13 protein-coding genes and 1 tRNA gene are annotated in these 14,701 nt (G+C 70.9%); 8 read left to right on the forward strand and 6 right to left on the reverse strand.

Annotated elements, in window-relative coordinates:
* Positions 1-75 precede the first annotated feature (75 nt).
* On the reverse strand, positions 76-597 hold the full coding sequence (locus ACZ4FH_RS08690; RefSeq protein WP_383640430.1) for a universal stress protein: 522 nt from the start codon (positions 595-597) through the stop codon (positions 76-78).
* 820 nt (positions 598-1,417) lie between these two features.
* Between ACZ4FH_RS08690 and ACZ4FH_RS08695 the strand changes: the two genes are divergently transcribed.
* The 4 genes from ACZ4FH_RS08695 (at position 1,418) to ACZ4FH_RS08710 (ending at position 5,122) form a co-directional block, all read left to right on the forward strand.
* Entirely contained in the window at positions 1,418-2,668 is a 1,251-nt protein-coding gene (locus ACZ4FH_RS08695) for a helix-turn-helix domain-containing protein (RefSeq protein ID WP_385114523.1), read from the forward strand.
* A gap of 10 nt (positions 2,669-2,678) precedes the next feature.
* Entirely contained in the window at positions 2,679-3,281 is a 603-nt protein-coding gene (orn, locus tag ACZ4FH_RS08700; protein WP_383640436.1) for an oligoribonuclease, read from the forward strand.
* Positions 3,282-3,406: 125 nt separating this feature from the next.
* Positions 3,407-3,479 (forward strand) — tRNA-His (locus ACZ4FH_RS08705).
* Positions 3,480-3,580: 101 nt separating this feature from the next.
* Positions 3,581-5,122 (forward strand): FMN-binding glutamate synthase family protein, encoded by a 1,542-nt coding sequence (locus ACZ4FH_RS08710; RefSeq protein ID WP_467303325.1) that lies wholly within the window; start codon positions 3,581-3,583, stop codon positions 5,120-5,122.
* A 42-nt stretch (positions 5,123-5,164) separates the two neighbouring features.
* Here the strand turns inward: ACZ4FH_RS08710 and ACZ4FH_RS08715 are convergent, their stop codons facing one another.
* Positions 5,165-6,172 carry a cell wall protein gene (locus tag ACZ4FH_RS08715; RefSeq protein ID WP_467303326.1) on the reverse strand — a complete coding sequence of 336 codons (1,008 nt, stop codon included), beginning with the start codon at positions 6,170-6,172 and terminating at the stop codon, positions 5,165-5,167.
* Between the two features lie 454 nt (positions 6,173-6,626).
* Positions 6,627-6,893 (reverse strand): hypothetical protein, encoded by a 267-nt coding sequence (locus ACZ4FH_RS08720; RefSeq protein ID WP_467303328.1) that lies wholly within the window; start codon positions 6,891-6,893, stop codon positions 6,627-6,629.
* A 377-nt stretch (positions 6,894-7,270) separates the two neighbouring features.
* Between ACZ4FH_RS08720 and ACZ4FH_RS08725 the strand changes: the two genes are divergently transcribed.
* The 4 genes from ACZ4FH_RS08725 (at position 7,271) to ACZ4FH_RS08740 (ending at position 10,861) form a co-directional block, all read left to right on the forward strand.
* Positions 7,271-7,990, forward strand: a complete 720-nt coding sequence (locus tag ACZ4FH_RS08725) for a DUF6879 family protein (RefSeq protein WP_467303330.1) — start codon at positions 7,271-7,273, stop codon at positions 7,988-7,990.
* Between the two features lie 20 nt (positions 7,991-8,010).
* Positions 8,011-8,853 (forward strand): helix-turn-helix domain-containing protein, encoded by an 843-nt coding sequence (locus tag ACZ4FH_RS08730; RefSeq protein WP_467303331.1) that lies wholly within the window; start codon positions 8,011-8,013, stop codon positions 8,851-8,853.
* Between the two features lie 574 nt (positions 8,854-9,427).
* The gene (locus ACZ4FH_RS08735; RefSeq protein ID WP_467303332.1) at positions 9,428-10,180 is read left to right on the forward strand and encodes a DUF6879 family protein; all 753 of its coding nucleotides are present in this window, start codon (positions 9,428-9,430) and stop codon (positions 10,178-10,180) included.
* A gap of 285 nt (positions 10,181-10,465) precedes the next feature.
* The gene (locus ACZ4FH_RS08740) at positions 10,466-10,861 is read left to right on the forward strand and encodes a DUF6188 family protein (protein ID WP_467303334.1); all 396 of its coding nucleotides are present in this window, start codon (positions 10,466-10,468) and stop codon (positions 10,859-10,861) included.
* Positions 10,862-10,902: 41 nt separating this feature from the next.
* Here the strand turns inward: ACZ4FH_RS08740 and ACZ4FH_RS08745 are convergent, their stop codons facing one another.
* From ACZ4FH_RS08745 to ACZ4FH_RS08755, 3 genes are all read right to left on the reverse strand, one after another.
* Positions 10,903-11,934, reverse strand: a complete 1,032-nt coding sequence (locus ACZ4FH_RS08745) for a LacI family DNA-binding transcriptional regulator (RefSeq protein ID WP_467303335.1) — start codon at positions 11,932-11,934, stop codon at positions 10,903-10,905.
* Between the two features lie 255 nt (positions 11,935-12,189).
* Positions 12,190-13,653: a GH1 family beta-glucosidase gene (locus ACZ4FH_RS08750; protein WP_467303336.1), complete on the reverse strand. Its 1,464-nt coding sequence runs from the start codon at positions 13,651-13,653 to the stop codon at positions 12,190-12,192.
* Positions 13,654-13,772: 119 nt separating this feature from the next.
* The gene (locus ACZ4FH_RS08755) at positions 13,773-14,693 is read right to left on the reverse strand and encodes a carbohydrate ABC transporter permease (protein ID WP_467303338.1); all 921 of its coding nucleotides are present in this window, start codon (positions 14,691-14,693) and stop codon (positions 13,773-13,775) included.
* Between the last annotated feature and the right edge of the window lie 8 nt (positions 14,694-14,701).

Raw genomic sequence — 14,701 nt, forward strand, 5'->3', positions numbered from 1 at the left:
GGGAGGAAGAGAGCCCGGAAGAGGGGACGGCGAGAAAACGGAAGAAGGTCCGGAGGGCGAAGAGGGCCCGGCGGGCTACGGGATGACGACGACCGGGCGCTGCGCCCGGCGGGCGAGCCGTCCCGCGACCGAACCGAAGATCCGGCCGACGATCCCGTGCGTGGAGCCGACGACGATCGCGTCGGCCGAGTACTCCCGGCCGACCTCCTCCAGCTCGTGGCAGATGTCGCCGCCGCGCTCGACCAGCACCCAGGGCACCTCGGAGAGGTAGTCCGCGCAGGCGAGCTCCAGGCCGAGGACCTCGGTGCGGTGGTCGGGCACGTCCACGAAGACGGGGGGCTCGCAGCCCGCCCAGACCGTGGTCGGCAGCCGGTTGGCGACGTGGACGATGATCAGCCCGGAGCCCGTTCTCCGGGCCATGCCGATGGCGTACGCGAGGGCCCGCTCACTGGAGGTCGAGCCGTCGAAACCGACGACGACACCGTGCCGGAAGGCGGGATCGCAGGAAGGGCGCGCTTCTTCGGCCGCCTGCTGGTCCGACCGGGGGTCGGCTACCTGCTTGCGGTCCGCGGGTTCGGGGAATTCGTGACCGGCCATCGGTGTCTCGGCGAAGAGAGTCCTCGTGAGGAAAGCGACGTGGGAACTGTCAGCGGGCGGTGTTGCGGTGTCCGGGAATCATCTTCCCAACCCCTTACCCCCAAGGGTACGGCGCCACTCATCCACTGCCCAGACCCGCGCAAAGCGCGTGCGACGTTTCACGGAGCATGCCCGAGACCGCCCCGTATGGCAATGCCGGATGCGCGGTACACGGACGTCCCGGGCCCCCGGAACCCGCCTCCGGGGGCTTCCGGGGACCGTCGCCCGCCGGCGTTCCGGACGCACCGGAGCGCCCCCCGGAACCACCCGCGCCGAACCCCGTCGCATCCGCCCGGCCCGCGTCCGCCGTCCCGCCCGCCCCCGGCATCCGGAACCACCCGATCGAGGGGGCGCACCGAGGTGACGTCTCCCGGGGGTAGTGCGCCGGTAGAACGACTGATTTCCGCACACGCGACCGTATGTTTTCAGCCAACTTCTGGTGGGGGTGCACCCCTTGTCGAAATGGCCGATCAACCGCCTTGCCAGCAGGCAGGAAGAGACCGAGCGGTACGCTTCCACCCCATGGGGACGGGCCATGAACGCCAGGCGCACTTCCCTGCGCGACTCACGAGTGAAACGCTTCGTGATCGAATGCTTCCCGCCAGGTGGCCTTGTCGACATAAAGCCGGTTGGTGAACTTGTCACGACGGCACCACGGGACGCAGTAGATTCGATCTTGGGTGTCGAAGCCGGGGACTCGTGCACGACCGAGGGGACATGTGCAGGTGCGACAGGCCCGTAAGGACCAGGAAGACGCGAACACCGAGGGGGGCTTAGCGTCATGAGTCAGGACTCCGCCACCGCAACGGAGGCCGTACGGAAGCTGAGCGGGCGCAGGCGCCGCGAGGTGGTCGCCGTACTGCTGTTCAGCGGTGGCCCCATCTTCGAGAGCTCCATCCCGCTCTCCGTGTTCGGGATCGACCGCCAGGACGCGGGGGTTCCGCGCTACCGGTTGCTCGTGTGCAGCGGCGAAGAAGGACCGCTGCGCACCACGGGCGGTCTCGAACTGACCGCGCCCTACGGGCTGGAGGCGATCAGCAGGGCCGGCACCGTCGTGGTGCCCGCCTGGCGCTCGATCACCTCGCCGCCGCCCGTGGAGGCGCTCGACGCCCTGCGCCGCGCCCACGAGGAGGGCGCCCGCATCGTCGGTCTGTGCACGGGGGCCTTCGTGCTCGCCGCCGCCGGCCTGCTGGACGGCCGCCCGGCGACGACGCACTGGATGTACGCGCCGACGCTGGCCAAGCGCTATCCGTCGGTGCACGTCGATCCGCGCGAGCTGTTCGTCGACGACGGCGACGTGCTCACCTCCGCCGGAACGGCGGCCGGGATCGACCTCTGTCTGCACATAGTCCGCTCGGACCACGGCACGGAGGCCGCCGGGGCACTGGCCCGCAGGCTCGTCGTGCCGCCCCGGCGCAGTGGCGGTCAGGAGCGCTACCTCGACAGGTCTTTACCCGAGGAGATCGGGTCCGACCCGCTCGCCGAGGTCGTGGCCTGGGCCCTGGAGCATCTGCACGAGCAGTTCGACGTGGAGACGCTGGCCGCGCGCGCCTACATGAGCCGGCGGACCTTCGACCGGAGGTTCCGTTCGCTCACCGGAAGCGCCCCGCTGCAGTGGCTGATCACCCAGCGGGTGCTCCAGGCGCAGCGGCTGCTGGAGACGTCCGACTACTCGGTCGACGAGGTCGCGGGCCGCTGCGGCTTCCGCTCGCCGGTCGCGCTGCGCGGGCACTTCCGGCGCCAGCTGGGCTCCTCCCCCGCGGCGTACCGGGCCGCCTACCGGGCCCGTCGCCCGCAGGGCGGTGCGGAGGCGGTCGCCGTCGCGGCCGAGCCGCTGGTGCCCGCTCAGGGGAGTTCGGCGAGCCGTCGTGGCGCACCGGTCCTCCCGGCGTCCGCGGCGGGGGGCCCACCGGTCCCGCCGGCCGTCGCGGCGGCGGGTGCGGACGGGGTGCGCGGGGAGCACGGGAAACCGGGCCCCGACGCGTTCGCCGCCGGCCGCCCGGCCCTGCCGGGACAGCGGAGCGCCCCGTAGGGTGGGGCGCATGAACGACCGCATGGTGTGGATCGACTGCGAGATGACCGGGCTCTCGTTGACGGAAGACGCACTCATCGAGGTGGCCGCCCTGGTCACCGACTCGGAGTTGAACGTGCTCGGCGAAGGGGTGGACATCGTGATCCGCCCGCCGGACGCGGCGCTGGAGACCATGCCCGAGGTGGTGCGGCAGATGCACACCACCTCGGGTCTGCTCGACGAGCTGGCCGGGGGCACCACCCTGGCCGACGCCGAGGAGAAGGTCATGGACTACATCCGCGCGCACGTGAAGGAGCCCGGCAAGGCCCCGCTCTGCGGGAACTCGGTGGGCACCGACCGCGGCTTCCTGGCCCGCGACATGCCGTCGCTGGAGGGCTACCTCCACTACCGGATCGTCGATGTCTCCTCGGTCAAGGAGCTGGCCCGCCGCTGGTTCCCGAGGGCGTACTTCAACAGCCCGGAGAAGAACGGCAACCACCGGGCGCTCGCGGACATCCGCGACTCCATCACGGAGCTGCGCTACTACCGCGAGGCCGTCTTCGTGCCGCAGCCGGGACCGGACTCGGAGCGCGCCAGGTCCATCGCGGCGCGGCTCTCCGCCCCCTCCGCGTAGGTCCCCGCGAAGCCGCTGGTCACGGCCCTTCCGGGGGCCTGACCCGGCCGCGGAACAATGAGGGCGCGAGCACCCTCCCGGACCCTGTACACTTTTTCTCGGCCGGTCGGAAACGACCGGACATGGTGGGTATAGCTCAGATGGTAGAGCACCTGGTTGTGGTCCAGGATGTCGCGGGTTCGAGTCCCGTTACTCACCCTGAATGAAGAAGGGCCGGTCCGCTCAGTCGGACCGGCCCTTCTCTCTGTTCCGCCCTTCTCTATGGTCGACGCAGCACACAGTCGACGAGAGGAACGTTCATGCGCGCCCGGACTATCGGCACGGCCGCGGCGGCCGCACTGGCGCTGGTGGCAGCCCGCGACCTCGTACAGAAGAAGCACGCGCTGCTCAGGAACTTCCCGGTGATCGGCCACGCCCGGTATCTGCTGGAGACCATCGGCCCGGAGCTGCGGCAGTACGTCGTGACCTCCAACGAGGAGGAGCGCCCCTTCAGCCGCGACCAGCGCACCTGGATCTACGCCTCCGCGAAGGAGGAGAACAACTACTTCGGCTTCGGCACGGACGTGGACGTGGAGCATGTGCAGGGGCACGCGTATGTGAAGCAGCGCACGTTCGCCGGGCCGCTGCCCGACCTCCACGACCCGCAGGCCCCGCTGCCCTCGGCCAAGGTGCTGGGCGGCCCGCGCGGGCGCGCCAAGGCGTTCCGTCCGGCGAGCGTGGTGAACATCTCCGCGATGAGCTTCGGCTCCCTGTCGGGCGCGGCCGTGACCGCCCTGAACAAGGGCGCGGCGCTGGCCGGCGCGCTCCAGAACACCGGCGAGGGCGGGCTCTCCCCGTACCACCGGGGCGGGGGCGACCTCGTCCTCCAGATCGGCACCTCCTACTTCGGCTGCCGCAACGACGACGGCACCTTCAGCCTCGACCGGCTGAAGCAGGTCGTGGCGGGCGCCCCGGTCCGAGCGATCGAGATCAAGCTCTCGCAGGGCGCCAAGCCGGGTCTCGGCGGGCTCCTCCCGGCGGCGAAGGTGACCCCCGAGATCGCGGAGATCCGCGGTATCCCCGCGGGCAAGGACTGCGCCTCCCCGTCCCGGCACACCGCCTTCCACGACGTCGACTCGATGCTCGACTTCGTGGAGCTGCTCGCCGAGGAGACCGGCCTCCCCGTCGGCATCAAGAGCGCCGTCGGCGACATGGCCTTCTGGGAGGAGCTGGCCACCCTCATGGCACGCGGCGACCGCGGCGTCGACTTCATCACCGTGGACGGCGGCGAGGGCGGCACCGGCGCCGCGCCCCTGATCTTCTCCGACTCGGTCTCCCTGCCCTTCCGCATGGGCTTCTCCCGCGTCTACGGCACCTTCGCCGAACGCGGTCTCACCGACGACATCACCTTCATCGGCTCCGGCAAGCTCGGCCTCCCCGAGAACGCCGTCGTCGCCTTCGCCCTCGGCGTCGACATGATCAACGTCGCCCGCGAGGCCATGCTCTCCATCGGCTGCATCCAGGCCCAGAAGTGCCACACCGACAAGTGCCCCACCGGCATCGCCACCCAGGACCCCTGGCTGGCCCGCGGCATCGACGCCCCCTCCAAGGCCCAGCGCGCCGCCGTCTACCTCCGCACCCTCCGCAAGGAACTCCTCAAGGTCTCCGGCGCCGTCGGCGTCCCCCACCCCGGCCTCATCACCACCGCCGACATCGAAATCATGAACGGCGACTACGACGCCCGCGGCCTCGCGAGCGTCTACGGCTACAAGGACGGCTGGGGCGAGCTCGGCCCGGAGGCGGCCGAGGAGATCACGGCGTTGCTCACGGGGGCGGAGGGGGCGCCGGAGGGGCTGCACTGACGGGTTGCGGGGTGCGCCCGGCGCCCGGGATCCCGCTGCTCCTCAGTACCCGACCGCCAGACGCGCCCCGCCAAAGGCGCGGAGCCGGGCGGTGTCGACGAGGCGGTTCGTGTACAGACGTCGGGTGTCGCGTTCGCCCAGGTACTCCAGGGCGGAGAGGACGAGACGGTGGTCGTGCGCGGCGGCGGAGCGCAGTTCGACGATGTCGGCGGGCGACAGCGCCTCGATGCCGTGCGGAGGACCGCCGTCGGCTGCGGGAGCGCCCGCTGCGGGGTCCGGTGCGGGATCCGTTGCGGGGCCATCCGCTGCCCGGAGGTCCGTCACGGTCCGGGAGAACGCCTCCGGCGGTTCTCCGGTGTGCCCGGGGGGCGTCTCCCGGTCGGCGCGGCGGCGCAGTTCGGCCGTGATGTACGCGGCGGGGCGGGCCGGGCGCCAGTCGAGCCACCATGCGTGGAGTTGTGCCGCGATCTCCTGGGCACCGGCGCCCCGGTCGATCAGCGGACGCAGGGCGAAGGCGAGACGGCGCAGCCCCTCCCCCTGCGTCCAGCCGACGAGCGGGCGGACCTGCCGGGCGACCGCGATGTCGCGAGCGACCTGGAGGGGGTGCCGGGCCGACGGACGACGGCGGCTCACGCGTACACGTGCGCGCGAGGTGTCTTTACCCCCCTCTCGCACGTCAACTGTGGGTGCGTGGGGGCGGGGCCGTAAGGAATGGGGCGCAGGCCCGCCCGCACGGCGCCCGGTCCGGGCCACCCCGACGACCCTGGCCCCGTACCCGGTCCCGTCCAGCCGGTGCCCCATCGCCGCGTCGTACACGGCCGGGACCGTGGCGGCGTAGATCGTCGCGGTACCCGCGTACGCCCTGCCGGGCAGGTGCAGGTTCCGCTTGCTGCCGTGCCGTTGCCAGACCAGCACGCCCAGCTCGCGCAGGACCCGGACGTGCCGCTTCACCGTCGCCACCGACACCCCGCACCGGGCCGCCGTGCCCTCCAGGTCGTACAGCACGAACCCGAGCCGGTAGTCCATCCGCTCCGCCAGGTCCCTCGCCACGGTCAGGGTCGTCGCCCCGGCACCCCTGTGCACGCCGGCCTCGACCAGCCACACCACCGCGCGCAGCCATGCACCCGGCCGCGCGCGGCGTGACTCCGTACATTCCAGCTCCTGGAGCGCACGGGGAACGGGAGCCCATCCCCGATCCGGGCAGGGCGAAGCAGCGCGGCGCGTGGCCGCGCCGTGGGGACGACGCATGAGAGGTCCGTCTACGAGGGCAGCGGAAATCCGCCGCGGTCTACGGGGAAAGGGACTCAGGCGAGCCCGGTCGCAGGCCTTCCGCTCCACGGCGTGGTCCGGAAGGCGGGCTCCGGGGCGCGGGAATGGTCACCGCGCGGGCACGGGTCGTACGATCCGGTACGAGTCCTCTCTGACGCGAGTCGATTCACCGGGCAACGGGACGCGAACCCGTTACTCACCACGGCCGGGCGGTCTCCACACCGCTCGGCCGTTCCTACTGGCCCGGCTGTTCGGCAGACTTCTTGGGCCTCTTCGACCCGCGAAAACCTTTGGCGATCTGCTGGGCACGCGTGAAGTGCACGCCCATCAGATCGCCGATCTCCTGCCAGGTCCTGCCCTGGTCCCGGAGGCGTTGGACGCGCTCCTGGCGGACTTCTCGAAGGGTCCCGCTGGTGTCTCCCCAGTACTTCAGAGCACTGCTGATCGCCTTCGCGCACGCGGCGTCGTCCTCGATGGCCCTGAGCGCGTTGACAGCATCCATGAATCTGAGCACCTCCTTCGGCTGATCCTCCACTGGGCGCTCCCTCCTGCAGGGGCGGCCCGCACGTCACATTAGACCCCGGGTCTTGATTTGCATAGACCCGGGGTCTAACCTGCCGACGCGGGACCACTCCGGGCCTCGTCGCTGCAACAGAACGGCCCCGGCGGGAGTACGCAGCTCCGGTCGGGGCCGGCCAGACACCTGCTGTCGCCAGGAGGCTGACCGTGCACCATCCTTCCACCCCGACACCCATGGCCGTTGCGGGTGCCTCGCAGAGCTCTGCGCCCCCAAGCGCAATCTGCCGCAATTCCCGCCCACTCGAACGCCGCTCGCCCCATGCTGGGGCGGCGGTTCACCACGACGACCCGGAGGCGGAGATGGCACTGCGGTTTCTTGGCACAACGAGCGATGACGGCGACTGCCCCACCCTGTACGAGATCGAGGGGAGCGACAACGTCCTCGTGCAGGGAGACAGGGTCACCAACCCCGAGCACCTTGCCGCGCTGCGCGACGTGAAGGCTTCGGAAACCTTCGTCGTCGTACCGCGTGATCTGCTCACCCGGTTCGCCCCCAGAGACTCGTCAGCTCGGGAGGTCGTCCCGTTCTCCCAGGTGTCCCACATGTTCCGGGAGTTCAGGCACACGGCATGGCGGCTGGAAACACGACGGGGGTACGCCTCCGACCGCACTGGTGAGAAGTGGCAGCGCTGGCTGGCCGGCCAGGACATCGCGGCCGAGCCGTTCGATGCCTGGCGGCTCAATGTCCGCGCCGCCACCGAGGAGGGGCGGCGGTTCGAACGCGTCCGCCTGGTCGACGACCCTCCCACCGAGGGGCAGTGCTACCTGCTGGACTCCGCACCGGGCAACGTCGCGGCAGGCGAGGACATCCGTAACCTTCGACGCGCCGATGCCGTACGTCTCGGACTTCCCGACTGGGACTTCTGGCTCTTCGACTCCCGCGTTCTGATGCGGTTCGTCTTCGACGAGAACGACACAACCGTCGGGGTCGTGATCTCCGAGGACCCGGCAGAAGTACTCGCGGCCTGCCAGGTGCGCGACAAGGCATGGCATCACGCGATCCTTACCGCCGACTTCTGACGGACGGTACGTTCCAGGGTGTGAGCACGGACTTTCAGGCGGCCCGGATCAACCTCGGTGTGCGGCTTCGTGAGCTGCGCACCGAGGCCGGGTTGGACGGCAGGGGAATCGCCGCCCTGCTGGGGTGGCAGCCCTCCAAGGTGTCGCGCTTGGAGAACGGCAAGCAGACGCCTTCGGCCGATGACCTGGTGGCTTGGGCACGGGCGGCACGGCGGGAGGATCTGGCGGGGGAGCTGAAAGCAAGGCTCGCCGGACTGGAGACCCAGTACCGCTCCTGGCGGCGGCAACTCGTCGGTGGCCATCGAGCCCGTCAGGAACTGGGGGTGGCCGAGAGCGCCGCCACCAGGGTGATCCGGGGGCTGGAGGTGTCCCGGATTCCCGGGGTGTTTCAGACCGCCGACTACGCTCGGCACGTCTTCATGGCCAACGCGGCCTTCCGGCAGACGCCTCGCGACACCGAGGAAGCCGTCAAGGCCCGGATGAAGCGTCAGGAAGACTTGCACAGGCCCGGCCGAGAGTTCCGGTTCCTCGTCTGGGAGGCCGCGCTTCACGTCCTCACGTGCCCGACCAAGGTAATGACCGACCAATTGGAGCGACTGGCGGTCCTCAGCGAACTGGACACTGTCGAGTTGGGCATCATCCCGTTCGGCGCCCGGTTGCGCCGCCCTCCGACGCACGGCTTCTGGATCTACGACCGGCGGCTCGTCGTCGTGGAGACCATCAACGTCGAACTGTGGCTGGACGACGCGGACAACATCGCGTTGTACGAACGGGCGTGGGCATGGACGGATGAAGCGGCAGTCCACGGACAACGGGCTCGCCGCCTGATCAGCCGGGCAAAGGCGCTGCTGAACCGGTCGTAGCAACGCGCTCTCAGATGGCCAGAACCCCGTCCGCAATCAGAAGCAATCCACGGGCACAGGCCCCATGCCGCTCTCTAACGTGTACGTCATGGCCTCACGGACACACAGCGGGGGACCGGAACGCGCCCTCTGCCCCCGCCCCGGCGAGCGTCCGTCGCAGACGGGGTCCCGACCGTCTCGACCCGCCGTGGACCGGGACGCTCCATCGAACCGGCGTCGGCCCGAACCCCTGCCGCCCGTCGAGTCGTTGACCTCCCAGCAGTTGCGCGGCACCGCCTGCGTACGGTGCTCCGCCCAGCTGACCGCCACCACGGCCGTCGACCTCGGGGCCCGCCCCGAGCGCGACGGCTCATCCGTACAGATCTTCCCCCGCCGCTGCCGGTCCTGCCCCGAGGAGGCCCCCGTTGACACCTGTACTCCGCATGAGCACACCGCCCCCGCTCAGGGGTGAGGACGCGTACCGGGCATGGGTCGACCATACGTACGCCTGCTGCCGTTGCGTCCCCGGTCCGTGCTCCGACGCCCGGCATCTGGCCCGGCGCTGGAGGCAGGAACGCCGACGGGCGGTGCGGACATGATCTGCGCCGACTGCGACCAGGTGATCACAGGCCCCTACGTGGTGATCGCGGCGGGCGAGTCGATGTCGGCGGCCCGCCAGGACTCCTACGCCCATCCGCCCCGCACACCGGAATGCCGCCCCCGCGACCGGCGCCGACAGCGTCTGCGGCGGCTGCTCGACGGTACGGAACAGCCGAGCAGGGTCGGGACCGCATCCCCGCCGGTGGCGCCGGGCCCGGAGCTCGTCCCGTTCTCCGAGGTGTCCCACCTGTTCCGGGACTTCACGCATGCTGCATGGCGGCTGGAGACGAGAAGAGGCTATGGCTCCGACCGCACCAGCAACGAGTGGCAGCGCTGGCTGGCCGGCGAAGACATCTCGGCGGATCCCTTCGACACGTGGCAGCTCAACGTCCGTGCCGCCACCGACGAGGGGCGGCGATTCGAACGCGTCCGCCTGGTCGACGACCCTCCCACCGCCGGACAGCGCTTCCTGTTGAGCTCCGCGCCGGGCAACGTGGCCGCCGGGGAGGACATCCGTAACCTGTGGCGGAGAGATGCCGTACGACTCGGGCTGCCCGACTGGGACTTCTGGCTCTTCGACTCCCGCCTCCTGATGCGGTTCCTCTTCGACGAGCACGACACGACGGTGGGAGTCACCCTCTCCGAGGATCCAGCAGAAGTGCTCGCAGCGTGCCAGGCACGCGATACGGCCTGGCGGTACGCGATCCCTTCCGCCGACTTCACCGCCTCGCCGCACCCCCTCGCCTGAGAGCGGACCTGGGGAAGATTCCTCCTTCCACACCGTCCGCGCGCGAGGTCGCGGCCCGGTGCCTGTGCGAAGGCTCCGACAACGCCGGCATCCCACCACGCGTCCGGGTCCCTGACCCGGGACCGAGGCGCCCGAGGCGATCACGGGTGCACCGTCTGCCGAACCGCAACCCGCAAGACGTCCGGCCGGGGCAGCTCCCGCCGCACATCCGCCTACACTGCTCAGGGCCTTGGAGCCGGTCGTCGGCCTCCCGGCTCACACGGCAGGAGCGCAGCAGGGGGAACGGTGAAGATACCCACGGAGCTGGTCGGCACCCGTGTCGGGCGCACGGCCTTCGACCACCAGGTCCGGATCAGCTTCACCGATCACACCCCGGACGGCCGCGTACGCGTCGATGGCGAGCTCGTCATCGAGACACCGTGCGTCTTCACCGATGCCTCGGGCCACCAAGTCCTTCTCTCCCCCGGCACCGGACCGTCGTTGGCTCCGCTGCTCGGCCTGTTCGCCAGGACCGTCACCGAGACCGAGGTCACCGGGTCAGGCGCTCTGTGCCTCGGCTTCGACGACGGCACCCGGCTCGGCGTCGAGCCGCACTCCGACTACGAGTCGTGGAGCCTCACCGGCTCGGGAATCGATCCTGTCCTGGTGGGTCCGGGCGGCGAAACCGACTGGCAGGACTGACCGCCGCGATCGGCCGGGGCAACGGAAGGACGGCAGCCCCCTCACGACGAATCCCGCACCACCAGCTCCGTAGGCAGCACGATCTGCGGATGCTCCGCGCCCTCGCCGCCGATCTGGTCGAGGAGGACGCGGGTCATGGTGCGGCCCATCTCCTCGATGGGCTGGCGGACGCTGGTGAGGGCGGGGTCCATGTGGCGAGCGACGGCGGAGTCGTCGAAGCCGATGAGGGCGACGTCGTCGGGGATGCGGCGGCCGGCCTCGCGGAGGACCTGGCGGGCGCCGGCGGCCATGAGGTCGGAGGCGGCGAAGACGGCGTCGACGTCGGGGCGGCGGGCGAGGAGTTCGCGCATGGCGTGGACGCCGCCCTCCTCGGAGAAGTCGGCGGGGGCGATGAGGCGTTCGTCGGGTTCGAGGCCGGCGTCCGCGAGGGCCCTGCGGTAGCCGTCGAGGCGGCGCTGGGAGGCGTAGACGTCGAGGCGGCCGGTGATGGTGGCGATGGAGCGGCGGCCCCGGGAGACGAGGTGCTCGACGGCGCCGCGGGCGCCCTCGAAGTTGTCGGAGTCGACCGAGGGGAGGGATTCGGCGGCGGAGCGGCGGCCGTTCATCACGGCGGGCATGCCGAGCTGTTCGAGGAGGTCGGGCAGCGGGTCGTCGGCGTGGACGGAGACCAGGAGCACGCCGTCCACGCGGTGGGCGGTGAGGTACTGGGCGAGCCGGCGGCGCTCGCGGTCGCTGCCGACCAGGGTGAGCAGGAGCTGCATCTCCGTGTCGGCGAGGGCGGCGCCCACCCCGCGGACGATGTCGGAGAAGTACGGCTCGGCGAAGAAGCGGCTCTCCGACTCGGGGACGACGAGCGCGACGGCGTCCGTCCGGTTCCCGGCCAGGGCCCTGGCCGCGCGGTTGGGCACGTAGCCCAGCTCGGCCACGGCCGCCTCGACGGCCTGCCGGGTGTGCGCGCTGACGCGCGGCGAGCCGTTGATGACCCGCGAGGCGGTACCGCGCCCCACCCCCGCCCGTGCCGCGACCTCTTCGAGCGTGGGCCGGCCCCCGCTCCGTACTCGCGCTGCCGTCATGGCTGCCTCCCGTTCGCGGTCAATTTCTCACAGTCGGATAACCAAACCAAGTCCTGGTGTGGGATCCCTTGACACTCGACGGGACCGGCCCGCCGCTCCCGGGACCGCATCGTGGGAGCGCTCCCACTCTACGCGCGTGGGCGCGACGGCTCGCAGGTCCCCCGGGTGGACGGCCGGAGAAGGGCCGGGACACGACTGAGACCCGGCCGCGGGCCGGGTCTCAGAGGGTGTGGCGTGGAAGGTGCGCGTGGTGGGTCAGGAGGCGCTGTCCAGCGGCGGCAGGGCGTGGCGGCGGATCACGTCGGAGTACCAGTGGGCGCTCGCCTTGGGGATGCGGCGCTGCGAGGCGTAGTCGACGTAGACGGTGCCGAAGCGCTTCGAATAGCCGTACGCCCACTCGAAGTTGTCCATCAGCGACCAGAGGAAGTAGCCGCGCACGTCCGCGCCGTCGGCGACCGCGCGCTGGACGGCGTCGAGGTGGCCGTGGAGGTAGGCGATGCGCTCGGGGTCCTCCACCCGGCCCTCGGGCGAGACGTAGTCGTCGAAGGCGGCGCCGTTCTCCGTGACCATCAGGGGCAGGCCCGGGTGGTCGCGGTGGAGGTCCATCAGCAGGCTGTGCAGGCCGTTGGGGTCGATGGACCAGTTCATCGCGGTCCGCTCCTTCCCCTCGGCGAGGTGGAAGGCGACATGCTCGGAACCGGGCCACGGGGAGAAGGCGCTGGCGCCGTGGACATCGTTGCCAGAGCCCGTCTCGCCCTTCTCCGGAAGGGAGACCAGCGTCGGGGTGTAGTAGTTGACGCCGAGGACGTCGACGGGGTTGGAGATCGTCGCCAGGTCGCCGTCCCGGACGAGCGAGGACCAGTCCACCAGGTGCGCGGTGTCGGCGAGCAGGTCCTCCGGGTAGGCGCCGTTCAGCATCGGGCCGGTGAAGACCCGGTTGCCGACGGCGTCGATCCGGCGGGCCGCCTCGGCGTCGGCCGGGTTCGCGGTCAGCGGGCGGACCTGGTGGAGGTTGAGGGTGACCGAGGTCTGCGCACCAGCGGGGAGTTGTCCGCGCAGAACCTCGATCGCCCGGCCATGGGCGAGGTTGAGGTGGTGGGCCGCCCGCAGGGCGGAGGCGGGCTCGGTGCGGCCGGGGGCGTGCACGCCCGAGCCGTAGCCGAGGAAGGCCGAGCACCACGGCTCGTTCAGGGTGGTCCAGGTCTGCACCCGGTCGCCGAGGGCGCCCGCCACGATCGCGGCGTAGTCGGTGAACCGGTCGGCGGTCCCCCGCTCCGGCCAGCCGCCGGCGTCCTCCAGCTCCTGGGGCAGGTCCCAGTGGTAGAGGGTGGCGACGGGGGCGATGCCCGCCTCCAGCAGTTCGTCGACGAGCTTGCGGTAGAAGTCCAGGCCGCGTTCGACGGCGGGGCCCCGGCCGGTGGGCTGCACCCGCGACCAGGAGACGGAGAAGCGGTACGCCTTCAGCCCCAGCTGCTTCATCAGCGCCACGTCGTCGCGGAAGCGGTGGTAGTGGTCGGCGGCGATGTCGCCGGTGTCCCCGTTGCGGACCTTGCCCGGTGTGCGGCTGAAGGTGTCCCAGATGGAGGGCGTGCGTCCGTCCTCGGCGGCGGCGCCCTCGACCTGGTAGGCGGCGGTGGCCGCCCCCCAGACGAAGCCCGTCGGGAATCTGGTGGCCTCGGGCGCTTGCTTCGGGGCGATGTCAGGTCGTACGGCAGTCATGCGGGAGCGCTCCCAGGAATGGACGGACAGGGGCATGGAGTGGAACTCCGGAGCCCGTACGGCCCGCGGTGCGGGCGGGGCCGTACGGAGTGACCGGGACGGGGTGGCGTGCGGGGGCGTCAGCCCTTGACGGCGCCGGACATGATCCCGCCGACGATCTGCTTGCCGAAGATCACGAACACGATGAGCAGGGGCAGCGTGCTGATCAGGGCGCCGGCCATCACGATGCTCTGGTCGGGGGTGTAGGACGCGCTCAGCTGGCCGAGGGCCACCTGGAGCGTGGGGTTCTCCGCGTTCAGCGAGAGGAAGGGCCAGAAGAAGTCGTTCCACGCCTGGACGAAGGTGAGCATGCCGAGCACCATCATCGCGGGACGGGCCACCGGCAGCACCACGCTGAGCACGATGCGGAAGTTGTTGGCGCCGTCGATCTTGGCCGCCTCGATCAGCTCGTACGGAAGCGCTTCACTGAGGTACTGCCTCATGAAGAACACGCCGAACGCGCTGACCAGGGTCGGGAAGATCACCGACTCCAGACTGCCGCTCCAGCCCAGGTCGGACATGAGCATGAAGAGCGGGACCACGCTGAGCTGCGGCGGGATGGTCAGCGTCGCGATGACGCCGGTCATCAGCGCGCCGCGGCCGCGGAAGCGCATCTTGGCGAAGGCGTAGCCGGCCAGGGTGCAGAAGAAGAGCGTCGCGGCCGTGATGCAGGCGGAGACGATGAAGCTGTTGACGATCGCCTTGCCCAGGTGGGCCTGGTCCCAGGCGGCCTGGAGGTTGTCCAGGAGCCGCCCGCCCGGCAGGAACGGCGGGGTGGAGGCCAGGACGTCGTCCTGGGTGTGGGACGCGGCGACCAGGGTCCAGTACAGCGGCAGCAGCGAGCCGATGCCGACGACGATCAGCGCGATGTAGGCGAAGGGGCCGCCCTTCAGCTGCTGCCCGGCACCGGGCTTGAAGCGGCTGCGGCGCTTGGGCGCGCGGTGTGCGGTGCGCGCCGGGACGGCGGATCCCTTGACTGGGGAAGGGCTGGTGAGGGTCATGGATATCG

This window comes from Streptomyces sp. NPDC024555, assembly GCF_055559335.1.